The 13866-nt window shown below is 64.2% G+C and carries 12 protein-coding genes; 9 read left to right on the top strand and 3 right to left on the bottom strand.

Going from position 1 to position 13866, the window contains the following annotated elements:
• Both Mgrana_RS03560 and Mgrana_RS03565 read left to right on the top strand, forming a co-directional pair.
• On the top strand, positions 1–1517 hold a 1517-nt coding region (locus Mgrana_RS03560), incomplete at its 5' end, for a fibronectin type III domain-containing protein (protein ID WP_206075039.1).
• A gap of 23 nt (positions 1518–1540) precedes the next feature.
• Positions 1541–2770, top strand: a complete 1230-nt coding sequence (locus Mgrana_RS03565) for an MFS transporter (protein WP_119356237.1) — start codon at positions 1541–1543, stop codon at positions 2768–2770.
• On the opposite strand, the gene Mgrana_RS03570 is transcribed toward Mgrana_RS03565, so the two are convergent.
• Positions 2763–3965, bottom strand: coding sequence for an MFS transporter (locus tag Mgrana_RS03570; RefSeq protein WP_170146389.1), 1203 nt, complete (start codon positions 3963–3965; stop codon positions 2763–2765). The two genes, Mgrana_RS03565 and Mgrana_RS03570, sit on opposite strands and share 8 nt — an antisense overlap.
• A gap of 147 nt (positions 3966–4112) precedes the next feature.
• Between Mgrana_RS03570 and Mgrana_RS03575 the strand changes: the two genes are divergently transcribed.
• Genes Mgrana_RS03575 through Mgrana_RS03585 form a run of 3 tightly spaced genes read left to right on the top strand, consistent with a single transcriptional unit; the run spans position 4113 to position 6055 of the window.
• Positions 4113–5231, top strand: a complete 1119-nt coding sequence (locus Mgrana_RS03575; RefSeq protein WP_119356239.1) for a M20 family metallopeptidase — start codon at positions 4113–4115, stop codon at positions 5229–5231.
• Positions 5228–5719: a YbaK/EbsC family protein gene (locus Mgrana_RS03580; protein ID WP_119356240.1), complete on the top strand. Its 492-nt coding sequence runs from the start codon at positions 5228–5230 to the stop codon at positions 5717–5719. The genes Mgrana_RS03575 and Mgrana_RS03580 overlap by 4 nt, the downstream gene beginning before the upstream one ends.
• Positions 5720–5767: 48 nt before the next feature.
• A complete protein-coding gene (locus Mgrana_RS03585) occupies positions 5768–6055 on the top strand; it encodes a hypothetical protein (RefSeq protein WP_170146390.1) in 288 nt (95 codons plus the stop codon).
• Between the two features lie 14 nt (positions 6056–6069).
• Here Mgrana_RS03585 and Mgrana_RS03590 read toward each other — a convergent pair whose 3' ends face one another.
• Entirely contained in the window at positions 6070–7089 is a 1020-nt protein-coding gene (locus tag Mgrana_RS03590) for a hypothetical protein (protein WP_240631235.1), read from the bottom strand.
• 57 nt (positions 7090–7146) lie between these two features.
• A complete protein-coding gene (gene nagZ / locus Mgrana_RS03595; RefSeq protein WP_119356241.1) occupies positions 7147–8658 on the bottom strand; it encodes a beta-N-acetylhexosaminidase in 1512 nt (503 codons plus the stop codon).
• Between the two features lie 114 nt (positions 8659–8772).
• Here nagZ and Mgrana_RS03600 point away from each other — a divergent pair, with 114 nt between their 5' ends.
• Genes Mgrana_RS03600 through Mgrana_RS03615 form a run of 4 tightly spaced genes read left to right on the top strand, consistent with a single transcriptional unit; the run spans position 8773 to position 13865 of the window.
• Positions 8773–10014 carry an ABC transporter substrate-binding protein gene (locus Mgrana_RS03600; RefSeq protein ID WP_119356242.1) on the top strand — a complete coding sequence of 414 codons (1242 nt, stop codon included), beginning with the start codon at positions 8773–8775 and terminating at the stop codon, positions 10012–10014.
• Positions 10015–10021: 7 nt separating this feature from the next.
• Positions 10022–12067 (top strand): glycoside hydrolase family 20 zincin-like fold domain-containing protein, encoded by a 2046-nt coding sequence (locus tag Mgrana_RS03605; RefSeq protein WP_206075040.1) that lies wholly within the window; start codon positions 10022–10024, stop codon positions 12065–12067.
• Positions 12064–12990, top strand: coding sequence for a carbohydrate ABC transporter permease (locus tag Mgrana_RS03610; RefSeq protein WP_240631236.1), 927 nt, complete (start codon positions 12064–12066; stop codon positions 12988–12990). The genes Mgrana_RS03605 and Mgrana_RS03610 overlap by 4 nt, the downstream gene beginning before the upstream one ends.
• Positions 12987–13865: a carbohydrate ABC transporter permease gene (locus Mgrana_RS03615; RefSeq protein ID WP_119356243.1), complete on the top strand. Its 879-nt coding sequence runs from the start codon at positions 12987–12989 to the stop codon at positions 13863–13865. Before Mgrana_RS03610 ends, Mgrana_RS03615 begins: the two co-directional genes overlap by 4 nt.
• Position 13866 lies beyond the last annotated feature (1 nt).

Here is a 13866-nt window from a genome sequence, read left to right on the forward strand (position 1 = left end):
CCCCATCGGTGCCCACGCCGCCCCCACCCCCAGGGACCCTCTCGGTGCTGAGGGTGTCCCAAGAGGAGGTTCGCTTGGGCTGGCCGGCTGTCCCTGGGGCGGAAGAGTACCGCCTCGAGCGCTCGAGCGATGCGGAGGGGTTTCAGCCCTTGGGCAGGGCCCTCGGCACCACCTACAGCGATACCACGGTGTCTGCGGGTAGGGCCTATACCTACCGCCTGCTCGCGGTTAATGCCGGTGGGGTGAGCGGGACGGTGGAGGTAAAGGCCCTCACCCCTCCCGCTGCCCCGGCCCAGTTCACCGCAACGGTGGTCTCGAGCACCCAGGTTCACCTGACCTGGGCTCCGGTAACCGGGGCTACCGCCTACTTCCTTCAGCGCACGGTCGGCGAAGCTGAGAGTGGGTATGTGGATCTGCCCCTCGACCCCATGGCCACACTGTATTCCGATGAAAACCTGGAAGCCGGTACGGTGTACACCTACCGACTCTGGGCCCGCAACGCCGGCGGAGAGAGCCCACGGCTCCTGCGCACGCTGCATACACCCACTGTCCCTCCGGGCTTGCCGTGGGGCTTCAGGGGGACGAGCACGGCTCACCAGATAGACCTGAGCTGGGAGCCAGCAGGGGAGGGGGGGCCCTTCTCGGGGTATCGGCTCGAGCGGGGCCTGGGAGCTACCCCCTCGAGCTTTATCCTCCTCTATGACGGCCTGACGCCCCGCTTTACCGACGGGGATGTGTTGCCCACGACCCTGTATACCTACCGCTTGCGGGCTTGGGGGCCGGGGGGGGAGAGCGAGGCCCTGCACTACTCCCTTGCGACGCCGGCTTCCTTTTCCCCGCCGCTGCGGGTGCTGTTTATTGGTAATAGCCTCACCGAGTACCCCGACCTGCCGGGCAAGGTGATGGAGCTGGCTGAGGCGGCAGGGGAGTCCCGCGGACTGGAGAGCGACCGGGTGATTCGCCTAGGCCAGAGCCTCAGCGATCACTGGAACGCCGGGATTGGCCCGGAGACCGCTCGAGGCAAGATTGCCGAGTGTAGCTGGGATGTGGTGGTGCTGCAAGAGCGCAGCTATACCCCGATAGTGGAAACCGCAGCCTTCCGCCAGGCAGTAGGCGATTTTACCGAATGGATGAATGCTTGCCCCGCGGCCCACCGGCCTAAGGGGCTGCTCTTTTTGAACTGGCCCAACCGCGAGCATCCCCAGATTACCCAGTCCGCCCTCGATGCACAGACCTTCAGCCTGGCCGACCTCCTGGCTTTAGCCGTGGCCCCAGTGGGTACTGCTTGGGCCAGCCTAAACGCTCGCTACCCCGAGCTGGAGTTGTATGCCGATGAAGTGCACCCCAGCTTGATTGGGGGATACCTCGAAGCCAAGGTACTGTACTCGAGCCTCTACGGAAAGCCACCCCCGGCACTCGAGGGGGAACTGGACTGGGCGACGGCGGCAAATCTAGCGGAGGCAGCCTGGGCAGCGGTCAGCGACCTGGCCAGCCGCTATCGCTTACCCCCTCCGTAGCCAGAGCCTCTATACTGCCGGTAATGACCACAACCCGCCCTGCACGCCGTCTTGCGCGCTTCTTTCCTCTTTCGGCCTATTGGTTCGGATTTTCCTTTCACTGGTTTCTGCTGCTGCCGATTCTGATGCCTGCGGATGTGGAGCGGTTTGTAGGGGAGGCCAATAAGGGAGCCTATCTGGGCTGGTTGGCCGGGACCTTGGCCCTGGTCCCGCTGCTGCTGCCCCCGTTTGTAGGGGCTTGGTCGGATCGGGTGGGCCGCCGAATGCCTTTTTTGCTGGGGGGCACAGCGGTCAATATCGTGGGCCTGTTGGTGATGCTCTGGGCTCCAGGATACTGGGTGTATGCCGCAGGATACCTGCTGGTACAACTCGGCAACTCGGTGGCCAGCAGCCCCTATACCGCCCTCATCCCCGACGTGGTGCCCCGGGAGGAGCGAGGCGCGGCCAGCGGAGCCATGGGGTTTTTTCAGCTCACCAGCCAGATCGCCGGTGGGGTTGCGGCGTTTGCGTTGGGGGGCAACCGGGAAGGGCAGTTCCTGGTCATCATCCTGGTGCTGGCCCTGGTGACCTTTATCACGGTGCACTATGTACCCGAGCCGGGCATTCGGCGGGATCCGGGTCAGCCGCTGAACCCTCGAGCGTACTTCCAACCCGCCTACTACAACTTCCGCTGGGTGTTCCTGACGCGGGCGTTTGTGGAATCGGGGCGCTTCGCGGTGCAGCCCTTTTTGTTGTTCTATCTGCGGGATGTGATCGGCACCTTTCAGCTTGGCCCGCTGAAGATTCCCAATGCGGGCCTAGCCCTGGCGGCCATCCTGATGCTGCTCTCGGTGACCGCGGCGGCCACCGCCATCGTTGCCGGCCGCTTTTCCGATCGGGCGGGCAAAAAGCCGGTGATCTACGCGGCTGGAGCCCTTACCGCGGCTGGGGCGCTGGGCTTTGCTCTGACCCACTCCTTTGCCCTGGCGGTACTCATCGCGCTGGTTTTTGGGCTGGGGTATGGGGCCTATATCAGCGTGGACTGGGCCCTGGCGACCTCGGTGCTCCCCGACGAGACCAAGCACGCTCGGGACATGGGGGTTTGGCATATCGCCTTGGTCTTCCCGCAGTTGTTTCAGGGGATATTTGGGCAAATTCTAGACGCAGGTAACCGAGCCCTACCGAACGGCGGATATCCCATTTTGTTTACCGTGGCCATTGTGTTTTTTGTTCTGGGAACGGTGTTTGTCTCGAGGGTGCGCGGGGTTAGGTAGGTTGGGGGGCTGGACGCTCCAGTTCCTTCCGTCCCAGTAGGGTGACGATCAGCGCAGCCCCCATGCAGAGCGCGGTCAGCCCGTAGAACTGCTGTCCGAAGTGCTGATAGGCGGCCCCCCCGATAGGCCCGGCTAGCAAGGGGGTGATGCCAAAAGCCAGCGCGTGGCGGATGGATTGCACCGTGCTGATGCGCTCAGGCGTCACCCGGGCATCTACCAGCCGCACGGTTCCCACAAAGAGCAGCCCATAGCCTACGCCCACAAGCGGGGCGACCCACAGCATCGGCAGCGGGGCCCGCACCAAGGCCAAGAGGGTGTAGCCCAGCACAAACACCGCACAACCCAGCATCAAGGTGGGGGCGTTGCCCAGGCGGCGGGCCAGGGTGCCCTCGAGCTGCATGGTGGGCAGCTCGGGTAGGGCAATGCACAGGTACAGCAGCCCAATCAGGAACGGACTGCCGCCCAACCGCTCCATGCTGACCCCCACGAAGGGATCGGTGAACCCCAGCCCCAACCCAAAAAACAGCGAGACCAAGAGCACCACCCCCAGGCCCCGGTCGCGCAAGAGGTGGCTCAGGCGGAAGCGCTCTCCTGGAGGGGGAGGATGGGTTTCCTCGAGCACCAGCACGCTCGGGGCCAGCAGGATCAGCAGGGTTCCGGTGATCCAAAACATCGGCTCGTACCCTACCCAGCCCCACAGTCCGCCAAATAGGGCCGCACAAACCGCGAAGCTGAGGCTGCCCCAAGAGCGCATCCGGCCATACTCGAGGCCGTGGTGGGCGGCCAGCCGGGCGATCAATCCGTCGCTGAGGGGCAGCACCAGGCTATAGGAGAGGGAAAGCCCCACGAAAGCGGCCACCAACCCCACCCGGTCGTTCACCCAAAACATCACCAGCAGCGAGATCCCCATTCCTAGCAGGGCCCAGAACACCACCCCCACCCGCCGGGCCCGGCGGTCCGCCCAGGCGGCGACCGGGGGGGTTAGCACCAGCATCATCAGGGGGGGTAGGGCGTTGAGCACCCCAACCGCCACCTCCGAGAATCCCGAGCGCACGAAGTACACGTTGAGGAAGCCAATATAGCCCCCCACAATCCCCCAGAATCCGCCGTAGAACCATGCCCCCCAGGCGTAAGGGCCCCGGGCCTCGAGCCAGCGCAGCCAGGGAAACAGGTGCAAAGGGGTGTTTCGAGTCATAAAAATAGGGCTGAAAACCCAGTCTGGGCCATCAGCCTTTAAGACGATAGCCGGTTCCTGGCCTTTGCACAAGCACTCTGGGCCCACCGAACATAGGGGATTGCGCTTCGGCATACCGCCCCAGGGCACCCGTAATAAGATAGGGCTGTGAGCAGCCTCGAGCCTCTCCAATCCCACCTCCCCGAGATTTTGGCTGACCTGGAGGCCATCGTAAGCCTCGATTCGCCCTCTTTCGATCTGGCGGGCCTGGACCAGGTTGCGGCCTGGATCGCCGAGCGCTTTGCCCCCTGGGGAACTCTGGAGCGCCGAGAGACCCGCAATGGCCCGCTTTTGAGCCTGCGGGTTTCGGGGAAGGGCCAGCGGGTGTTGGTGCTGGGGCATTTTGACACCGTACACCCCCGGGGGGCCTTCGCCTTTCGCCTCGAGGGCCCCCGGGCTTATGGCCCCGGCATCTATGACATGAAGGGGGGAATCATCCAGCTTTGGTGGGCTCTGTGGGCCTTGCGAGAGCTGAGGCTGGAATGGCCCAACCTCGAGATCCTCTTCACCCCCGATGAGGAGGTGGGTTCCCTGGCTTCGCGCGAGGCCATCGAGGCTGCGGCCAAGCGCAATGCGGTGGCCTTGGTGCTCGAGCCGCCCATGGGCAACGGTGATCTCAAGGTAGCGCGCAAGGGGGTGGGGGTGCTCAAGCTCTATGCCCACGGCAAACCGGCCCATCAGGGGGTGGAGCCGGAGAAGGGCATTAATGCCATCGTGGAGCTGGCCCACCAAATTCCGAAGGTGGTAGCCCTGCAAGACCCGACCCAGGGCACCACCCTGGGCCCCAACCGGGTGGTCGGCGGTACCGCTACTAACGTGGTGGCGGCTGAGGCCTGCACCGAGATTGATGTTCGGGTCTGGAGCCTGGCCGAGTACGAGCGGGTTGCAGCTGCGATGCAAGCCCTCGAGCCGGTGCTTGCGGGATCCCGTCTCAGCCTCACGGGAGGGCTCAACCGCCCCCCAATGGAGCCCACCGAGGCTTCGCTGCGGTTGTTTGAGGCCGCCTGCAAAATCGGTGAGGGCCTGGGGCTTCGGCTGGGCGCAGGCCGGGTAGGGGGGGGGTCAGACGGGAATTTCACCGCCGCTTTGGGCGTGCCTACCCTGGATGGGCTGGGGCTTTTTGGGGGCGATGCCCACCAGACCAGCGAACATGTGGTGGTGGGAGAAATTCCGGCCCGCACGGCCTTGCTGGCCGGGCTCTTGAATGAGCTCTCGAGGGAAGCATGAGCGCCCAACCCCCCACCCTCAGCCCCAGCGCTCGAAAGGTTCAGGAGGTGCTTTCCCAACGCGGATATCCCCATCTCGAGGTGCGCGAGTACCCCCAGTCCACCCGTACCGCCCAGGAGGCGGCTCAAGCCATTGGCTGCACGGTCGGCCAGATCGTGAAGTCGTTGATCTTTCGGGGAGCCCAGAGCGGAAAGCCCTACTTGTTGCTGGTTTCCGGGCTGAACCGGGTGAACCCACACCGGTTAGAGGAGTCCCTGGGGGAGCCGCTGGAGAAGCCCGATGCGGAGTATGTGCGCCGGGTGAGCGGTTTTGCCATCGGTGGGGTGCCGCCGGTGGGCCATGCCGAGGCCATGGAGGTGCGGATAGATCCGGATTTGCTGACCCATGATCGCATTTTTGCTGCTGCGGGAACCCCCAATGCGATCTTTGGGCTGAGCCCTGAGGAACTGCTGAAGCTCACCGGAGGGCAGATCACGCCGGTGCAGTAGGGGCACCGGGTGGGTTTGTACCGCTTCAGGCTGTAGACTGGGCTTCAAATGTTGGGTTTGTTCGGTAGGCGGGATGAGCATGTGCGGCCAGAGGGCGATCGGGCGTTTCGGGTAAGGGTACGGACCGCGAGAAGCGGGGAGATCGTCGAGCTGCGCCTGACCAAAGGCGGGGAGATCTCGAGCTCCGACGAGGGGGGTTACTACGTGCGCAAGAGCATTGTGGCCCCCAAGAGCCTGGACCGAGCCGTGCTCGAGATCTGGTTTGATCGGGGGTATCGCCCCAAGCGCAAGGTGGTGGAGGGGGGAGAGCTGGTGCCCATCCGTGAGTGGGAATGAGCGGGGATCCCCGCTCAGTTCTGGATTGAGAGCAAGCTCTCGTACAGCAGCCCCTTGAAAAACCCGTGGAAGGCGTAGGGCCAGGTGGCGACCGCATCGGCTCCAGGCGGCCAGTTGTGCCAGGCCGGGCCCAGATAGTAGAGCCAATGACCGCTAAGGGGGCGGGTGTCGTTGGGGGCAAGGCCGAGCTTGTTGTTGAGGTAGCCGCGTAGGCGGCTGGCAGTGAGCAAGAAGTTGAGATAGGGGTTGGTCAGGGCGATCCGGGCTTCGGCCTCGTTTCGCAGGAAGGGTTGCTGGGGATCCCAGGCCCCGAAGGCCCGGATGCGCGATTCCTGTTTGAGCGCATCCTGCCAGGACATCTGAGCCAGCCCGACGGTATGGGAGACCGCTCCCACCCCCCCGGAGGTGCCGGCGGTTTGGGCCAGATCTTGGGCGATCTGATTGGCGACCTCGCGTATCCCCCTCGAGAGCCCCAGGGCCTTATCCCCGCCCATCTGCTCGTTGTCCACGATTGCTGCCAGGATGCCCTTGGGGATCCCCATGGCAGCAGCGGCGTTGGTCAGGTCCAGGCTAAAGGGCAGCACGTGCCGGGGCGCTACAGGCAAGCCAGAGAGGTCGGGATACCCCCCGTGCTTGAGCACGTCCAGCACGTTGAGCCAGCGCTGTGCCTCCTCGAGCGCGGCCTCGGGCTCGGCGTAGGTGGCGGGGCGCCGGAGGGACTGGTTGAGAAACTCTGCCCGCAGCAGCCGGCCGGTTGCCGCCGCTCCGTCATCCCCCATCAACAGGCGGGCCGAGGCTTTTACCGAGAGAAACTGGCGCACCAAGGCCTCTCGGCGGGGGGTGGGCAGGTAACTCCAGATTTGCCGCAGGCTGGGGTTTTGGGGGGGCTCTTGCGCAATGGGAAAGGGAAACGATAGCAACCAGGCCAGGCTCAGAACGACCAGCCCGAAGCGAAGCCAGGCTTTAGGGAACCCCCGGTAAGAATCTCCTGGACGTGGAACGCGCCAAGCAATGTTGCGGGGCAAAGTGGCCATACTCCAAACTTCAGAATAGCGCAGACCCGTCAGGGGGGCGCAAGGGGGGTGGCGAGACTAGAAGCCAACCGGCAAGCGGCCTGGGGCCGGGGCTCCGGCCAGAGCCTGGGCCAGGGCTTCCAGCGCTGGGGGATGAAAGCCATAGCTGAGGAGGGCGGGCTGACCCAGGGCCCGCACATGGTAAGGGTTCCAGACCGCGAGGTGGAGTGCGGGTTTGCCCAGACCAAAGAGCCGTTGCCCGAGCTGGAGTTCCTCCTCGCTCAAGGGGCCTCGAGTAGGGCTGCCGAAGAGCAGGAAGTCGGCTCCAGCCGCCCGGGTTTGCAGCTCCTCCAGGATGCTCAGGGGGCGTTCCTGGGGATAGCTGAGGACGCTGAGCTGGGGGAAGCGGGCTGAAAGGGCGCGGCCCAGGGTTTGGGCATCGGGGCCAGCCTCGTAGACGTTCTCACCGCTGGTGGAGCGCGGAGCCACCAGCAGCACCGCGGCGTCTGTCTGGGGGAGGGTAACCCTGCCATAGGCGGTGATGCTGCGCTGGGCCGCTCGGTGCATCAGGCCCCGATCTTGGCGCTCGAGGTCGGCGGGGTAGGGTTTGGCTTGCCCAGGAAAACGCTGGGCAAGCCGCTCGAGGCGCTCCAGGCTCTGCTCGAGGCGGGCTGGGCTGATCTGGCCCGACTCCACCGCGGCCCGTATCGCTTCGGCCTGCTGGAGCTTGTTGGGCCAGCTTCCAAGGGCCAGCACCACGTCAGCCCCGGCATTTACCGCCCGCACCGCGGCGTGCCCCGCCGGGTAGTGATCGGCGATGGCTTTCATGGCCATGGAATCGGTGACGATCACCCCAGGGTAGCCCCACTCCTGGCGCAGCAGGTCGGTGAGGATGGCCTTGGAGAGGGTAGCCGGGTGCTGGGGATCCAGGGCGGGGTAGAGGATATGCGCGGTCATCAAGGCGGGGATCTGGGCTTCCACCGCCCGGCGAAAGGGGAGCAGCTCGAGCTGCTCCAGCGCTTCCAGGGGCTTGTCCACCCGGGGCAGGGCCAGGTGCGAGTCGAGGTGGGTGTCGCCGTGGCCGGGAAAATGCTTGGCGGTGGGGATCACCCCAGCGCTCTGTAGGCCGTTCGCCCAGGCCAGCCCCAGTGCTGCAACCTGCTCCGCGTCACCGCCGAAGCTGCGCTCCCCGATCACCGGGTTGTCTGGATTGGTGTTCACGTCCAGCGAGGGGGCATAGTTCCAGTTGACCCCCAGGGAGATCAGCCCCCGGCCCACAGCGGCCCCTATGGCCTGGGCGAGCTCGAGATCCCCCACCGCTCCCAGCGCCATCGCGGAAGGGGCTTCAGGTAGGTCCGAGGTGCGCAGTACCGCTCCGCCCTCCTGATCCATGGCGATCCAAGCCTGCGGCCCCAGCACCTCGCGGATCTCCTCCACCAGCCGGGCGACCTGTTCCCGGTTGCGCACGTTTTTGCGGAACAGACAGACCCCGCCGAAGCGGTAGCGCTCGAGGTAGCCCCGGGTGAGGTCGTCGAGGGAGGGGCCGGGAAGGTCTATGCCGATGAGTTTTCCAGCCAGTGCCGCATCCATGCAACTCAGGCTACACCTGGGGCTCGAGGCCCGGCCGGGGGAATCTGAGATTAAGGCTTTTGGGCTTGTTCCTGAGCCCATATTCGGTATCATGCGGACACCCTTAGGAGGCGTATGAACCACCGGTGGCTTTTAGTGTTTGGCCTCAGCATTGGGTTGATCGGGGTTCCCTCGGCCCTGGCCCAGCGCACCCTCGAGTTCGTCACCACCAACCTGCAGACCTTCGCCGATTTTTTTAATCCCCTGATGGAGCGCTTCCAGAAGGCCAATCCCGGCCTGAGCCTGAAGTGGACGGACCTGCCCCAGAATGCCATCCAGCAGAAGATTTTGGCCGGGGTCGCAACGGGAAACCCACCGGATGCCGTCCAGATGAACTCCGATCAGATCCTGGTGCTGGCGCAGCAGGGAGCCCTGCTGCCCCTCAACGAGCTGCTCCCCCCTGAAACCTTCAAGCTCTACCAAAAGCCTTCGCTGGAGGCGTTTACCTTTGAGGGCAAAATCTACGGCTTGCCAGACTATGCCAGCACCCGTATTGTGGCCTTCAACACCGAGATTTTGAGGAAGGCCGGGCTCGACCCCAGCAACCCCCCCAAGACCATTCCGGGGGTTATTGAGTGGGCCAAAACCATTAAGGACAAAACCGGGATCTATGGCTTCGCTCCGCTGATCTCGGGGGTGGATTTCCTCAAAACCTTCCAGGAGGCCGGGCTGCCGATCTTTGACGAAAAGCGGCGAAAGGCGGTGTTCAATAGCCCTGCCCACGTGGCCCTCCTGCAGCAGTATGTGGATCTGCGCAAAAAGGACTACTTCCCCGAGGATGTGATGCGCCGGGGGTTTACTGCAGCCTACGAGCTATACACCGCGGGAAAGCTGGGGATTATCATCATCGGCCCGCAGTTCATGCCTCGGCTCGAGAAGGATAACAACGCCGTTTGGAAGGTGACCACCGTAGCGCCTCATCCGGTGGGGGCGGGGCAGGTGGTGCAGGCCAGCACCTTTGCCTATGCTGTGCCCAAGGGGGTGCGCGACCCCAAAGCCGCGGCTGCGCTCGCGGCCTGGCTCACCGATGACCAAAACCAACTCCTTTTCTCCAAGCGCACCGAGACCACCTTTCCCACCACCGTCAAGGCGGCTCAAGACCCATACTTCAGCTCGGGTGGGGGCGACCTCAACGCCCAGGCCCGTCTGGCGGCGGCCAAGACCATGCGCCTGGGGCGCGATCTCAGCGTCTCGGTGCCCAACTCAGCGGCTTTGAACAAGGTGTTCAAGGACAACCTCGAGGCGGCCATCTTCGGGCAAAAATCCGCCAAACAAGCCCTGGACGACATTGTGAAGTTCTGGAATGCCAACCTGTGAGGTAGAGGTGCCCCGCGCATTGCGAAGCGTTGGTCTGGTGTTTTTGGGGGTATGGGTGGGGCTGGGGGCGTGGGCCCAGTCCCTGCCGATGGCCTCTGCCCCCGACGTGTACCAAGCCGCTCCTCCAGGGGCGATTCTGCCTCCCCCACAGGAGGCCCGCTACGGGCCTGGGGTGCTGGGGCTCGAGGGGTTATCCCTACAGCGCATCGGCAGCGCTCCCGAACTCGGCTGGGCCGTCCGCGACCTCAACTCGGAGATCCAAACCCGGCTGGGCTTCACCCTGTCCTCGGTGCCCCGCGACAAACCCCTGCGCATCGGCACCCTACAAGACCCCGATCTGGCCGCTGAAGCCCATTCCCGCAACCTCCTGCCCGACCGGCCCGAGGGGTACGGGCTGTGGGTAGACGCCCAGGGGGCGGCGGTGGTGGGGTACGACCCACTGGGGGCCTACCGGGGGATCCAAACCCTGCGCCAACTGCTGACCCCCACCGGATTTCGCTTTGCCCAGATCCGCGACTGGCCGCAATTGCCCTTGCGGATGGCGATGATCTACCTTGATAAAGACTCCCCTACGGTCAACAATGCCTTGATTCCCCTTCTGGCCAAGTATAAGTTTAGCCACCTGCTGGTGATGTGCGACTATGTGCAGTGGAACTCCACCCGCAACCTCTGGCATCCCAGCGGGGCCTCCAGGGCTGAGGCCGAGCGGGTGGCCCAGCTCATCCGCGAGTATGGGATGGAGCCGATTCCGCTGATCGAGACCTTAGGGCATGCCGGGTGGATGTTTTATGGCGGGCAGAACCGAGACCTTTGGGCTGACCCTGAGGCCCAAACCCCCTATGCCTACGACCCGCTCAACCCGCGCACCTACCAAGTGCTGCTGCCGGTGCTGAGCGAGGCGGTGGAGGTGTTCCGGCCTAAGTATGTCCATATTGGCCATGACGAGGTGGCCAACGTTAACCGTTTCCCTGCCACCCCCCAGGGCCTCGAGGCGGGGCTGCCCAAGCTCTTTGTAGAGGACACTCTGCGGCTGTACACCCACCTCAAGGGCCTGGGGGTGGGCACCATGATCTGGCATGATGTGGCCTTTGGCGAGGCTTATGGTGGGCAGATTGCTCCGCTGCTGCCCAAAGACATCCTGGTGACCTACTGGAACTACAGCCCTGCCACGGATTACCCGGCCCTCGGCGCGATTCGTGGGCAGGGCTTCGCGGTGGTCGGCAGCTCTTGGTACGAGCCGGGCAATGCCCAGAGCATGGCCCAGGCCGTGCTGAGGGCTGGGGGGGTGGGCTTATTGCAGACACGCTGGTCGGGGTATTTTGGCAACCTGAGCCTGCTGGGAGGTGAGGCGCGGCAGGGCTTGGCCTATCTGGGTGCGGCCAGCAGTGCTTGGAACCCCCTGGCGCCTGTCCCAGAGGATCTTCAGGCCCGTTACCGCGAGGCCTGGCGACCCGCCCCCTACACCCCCATCTCGGGTTGGCTGGTAGACCTGAGCCGGCTCGCCACCCGTAAGCTCAGCGACCCAGACGGGACCGGCTGGTTGGGGCGGGGACCTGATACCGATCTCTCCAACCTCCCCACCGGGGTACAGCGCTTCGGCGGGTATAGCTTTGCCCTCTCCAGGGCCCTCATGCTCAAGGGCTCCCGTGCGGGAACGGAGGATCTGCCGCAGACCCTGACCCTGCCCCTGGGGGTGGGGGCCAAGGCGATCGCCTTTCTACAGACCACCGGGTTTATCAGCAGCGTGCCCAAGGATGTGGTGGGGGCCTACACCTTTACTTATGCCGATGGAACCCGCCTGCGGCGGCCGCTCGAGTATGGCCGCCACCTGGTCTCCTGGACCGACGTAAGCGCCACCTCTTTGGAGTTGATCCCTGCCTGGCGAGGCAAGACCCCCAATGGTCTGGAGGTGGGCTTAAACACCTGGGTCTGGGTGAACCCCTATCCCGATAAGGTGATTCAAAGCATTACCCTCGAGAGCAGCGGCGGCCCGGCCAACCCGGTGCTGCTGGGCTTGAGCCTGTTGGATGGCGTACCGCCGGAGGCTCGGTGAACCTGGGGGGCCAGAGGAATCCGCGATGGGCTCGCACCCTGCTCATCGCCTATGGTTTCATGTTGCCGCTGCTGGGGGTGAAAGCGGTCTATACCTTTTGGCCGATTCTCTTCGGCACCTACCTGGCCTTCACCGAGTACAACCTTATCAGCCCACCCAGGTGGGTGGGGCTGCGGAACTTCGAGGAACTCTTCGGGGTTGGGGCGTTTGGGGGTCGGGGCCCCGACCGCGATTTCTGGTATGGCCTGATCAACTCGCTCAAGTACGTGCTGGTGGTCCCCCTGATTCAGATCCTCTCGATCGGCCTGGCCATGCTGGTGAACCGCCAGATCCCCCTGATTGGCCTCTTTCGTACCGCCTACTATGTGCCGGTGGTGACGAGTTTTGCGGTGGTGGGGTTGATGTGGGGGTGGATGTACAACGCCTTTGGGCCGGTGAACTTCATCCTGACCCGGCTGCACCTGTTGAATCCGGAAAACCCCAGCAGCCTGCTTTCCAACCCCGCAACCGCGCTCCTGGCGGTGATGTTTGTGACCCTCTGGAAGGGCCTTGGGTACTACATGGTGCTCTATCTGGCGGGGTTGCAGAGCATAGACCGTAGCCTCGAGGAGGCCGCCCTCATGGATGGTGCGAGCCGGTGGCAGGTGTTCCGACACGTTACCCTGCCGGGGCTGCGCCCCACAATTTTGGTGTGCAGCCTACTTTCCACCATTAGCGCCATCAAGGTGTTTGACGAGATCTTCGTGATGACCGGCGGTGGGCCCGCTGGAAGCACCTACACGGCGATGTTTTTCGTCTATAGTGCAGCGTTTCAAAACTTTCGCTACGGCTACGCGGCTGCCGCGGGGTTGGTGGTGGCGGGGGTGAGCCTGGGGTTGGGGTTGTTGAACTTTCGGCTGACTCGAGGAGGTCAGGCCTCGTGAAGAACCTCGAGGCCTCCCGCGTCCGCCGCAAGCGCTGGCGGGCCGCCCTGACCAATCTTTTGGTGTATGCCGTGCTGATCGCGGTGGCTGTGGTTTCGCTCTACCCCTTTTTGTGGACCCTGGTGACCTCGCTCGAGACCCAGGGGGGCATCTTCGAGTTCCCCCCCAAACTGCTCCCGCAGGCCCCTTCCTGGCGCAACTACGCCGCGGTGCTCGAGCTGGTCCCCCTGGCCCGGCAGTTCTTAAACAGCCTGATCCTCAGCTTTTTTGGGGTTTTCCTGAGCGTGCTGTTTTGCACCCTGGCGGCCTACCCGCTGGCCAAAATGGAGTTCCCAGGGCGCAATTTCATTTTCTACGCCATCCTGGCCACCTTGGTGCTGCCCAATGAGGCGGGGCTGATCGTCAACTACGTGACCACCGCCAAGCTGGGGCTGTTAAAGCCCGAACTGGGGGCGGTTGGCCAGTTCGCCGCGATTATCCTGCCGGCCCTGCCCAGCACGGTGGGGCTGTTCCTGATGCGCCAGGCCTACCTCTCGGTGCCCTCGGAGCTGCTCGAGGCCGCCCGGATGGATGGGGCTTCTGAACTCCTGATCTGGCGGCGCATTATGCTGCCGCTGGCTATGCCGACCATTGCCGCGTTTGGCATCTTGCAGTTTGTGGCGATCTGGAACAGCTTCCTGTGGCCGGTGATCATTCTGCGTGACCGTGAGCTGTACCCGCTGGCCGCAGGGCTGCTGGATCTGGCGGGGACCTTCGCCACCAACACTCGAGCGATCTCGGCTGGGGCAGTGATTCAGATCATCCCGATCCTGATCCTCTTCTTTGTGTTTCAGCGCTACTTCATGCGGGGCTTGGAGGGGGCGGTCAAGGGATAAC

This window comes from Meiothermus granaticius NBRC 107808 (assembly GCF_003574355.1).
Classification (GTDB): Bacteria; Deinococcota; Deinococci; order Deinococcales; family Thermaceae; genus Meiothermus; species Meiothermus granaticius.

What these genes read in the sequence shown, in the direction of transcription:
- Mgrana_RS03585 (WP_170146390.1), top strand. Translation starts at nt 5,768, where the DNA reads ATGTTGGGTTTGTTCGGTAGGCGGGATGAGCATGTGCGGCCAGAGGGC.
- Mgrana_RS03580 (WP_119356240.1), top strand. Translation starts at nt 5,228, where the DNA reads ATGAGCGCCCAACCCCCCACCCTCAGCCCCAGCGCTCGAAAGGTTCAG.
- nagZ (WP_119356241.1), bottom strand. Translation starts at nt 8,658, where the DNA reads ATGGATGCGGCACTGGCTGGAAAACTCATCGGCATAGACCTTCCCGGC.
- Mgrana_RS03565 (WP_119356237.1), top strand. Translation starts at nt 1,541, where the DNA reads ATGACCACAACCCGCCCTGCACGCCGTCTTGCGCGCTTCTTTCCTCTT.
- Mgrana_RS03590 (WP_240631235.1), bottom strand. Translation starts at nt 7,089, where the DNA reads ATGGCCACTTTGCCCCGCAACATTGCTTGGCGCGTTCCACGTCCAGGA.
- Mgrana_RS03600 (WP_119356242.1), top strand. Translation starts at nt 8,773, where the DNA reads ATGAACCACCGGTGGCTTTTAGTGTTTGGCCTCAGCATTGGGTTGATC.
- Mgrana_RS03570 (WP_170146389.1), bottom strand. Translation starts at nt 3,965, where the DNA reads ATGACTCGAAACACCCCTTTGCACCTGTTTCCCTGGCTGCGCTGGCTC.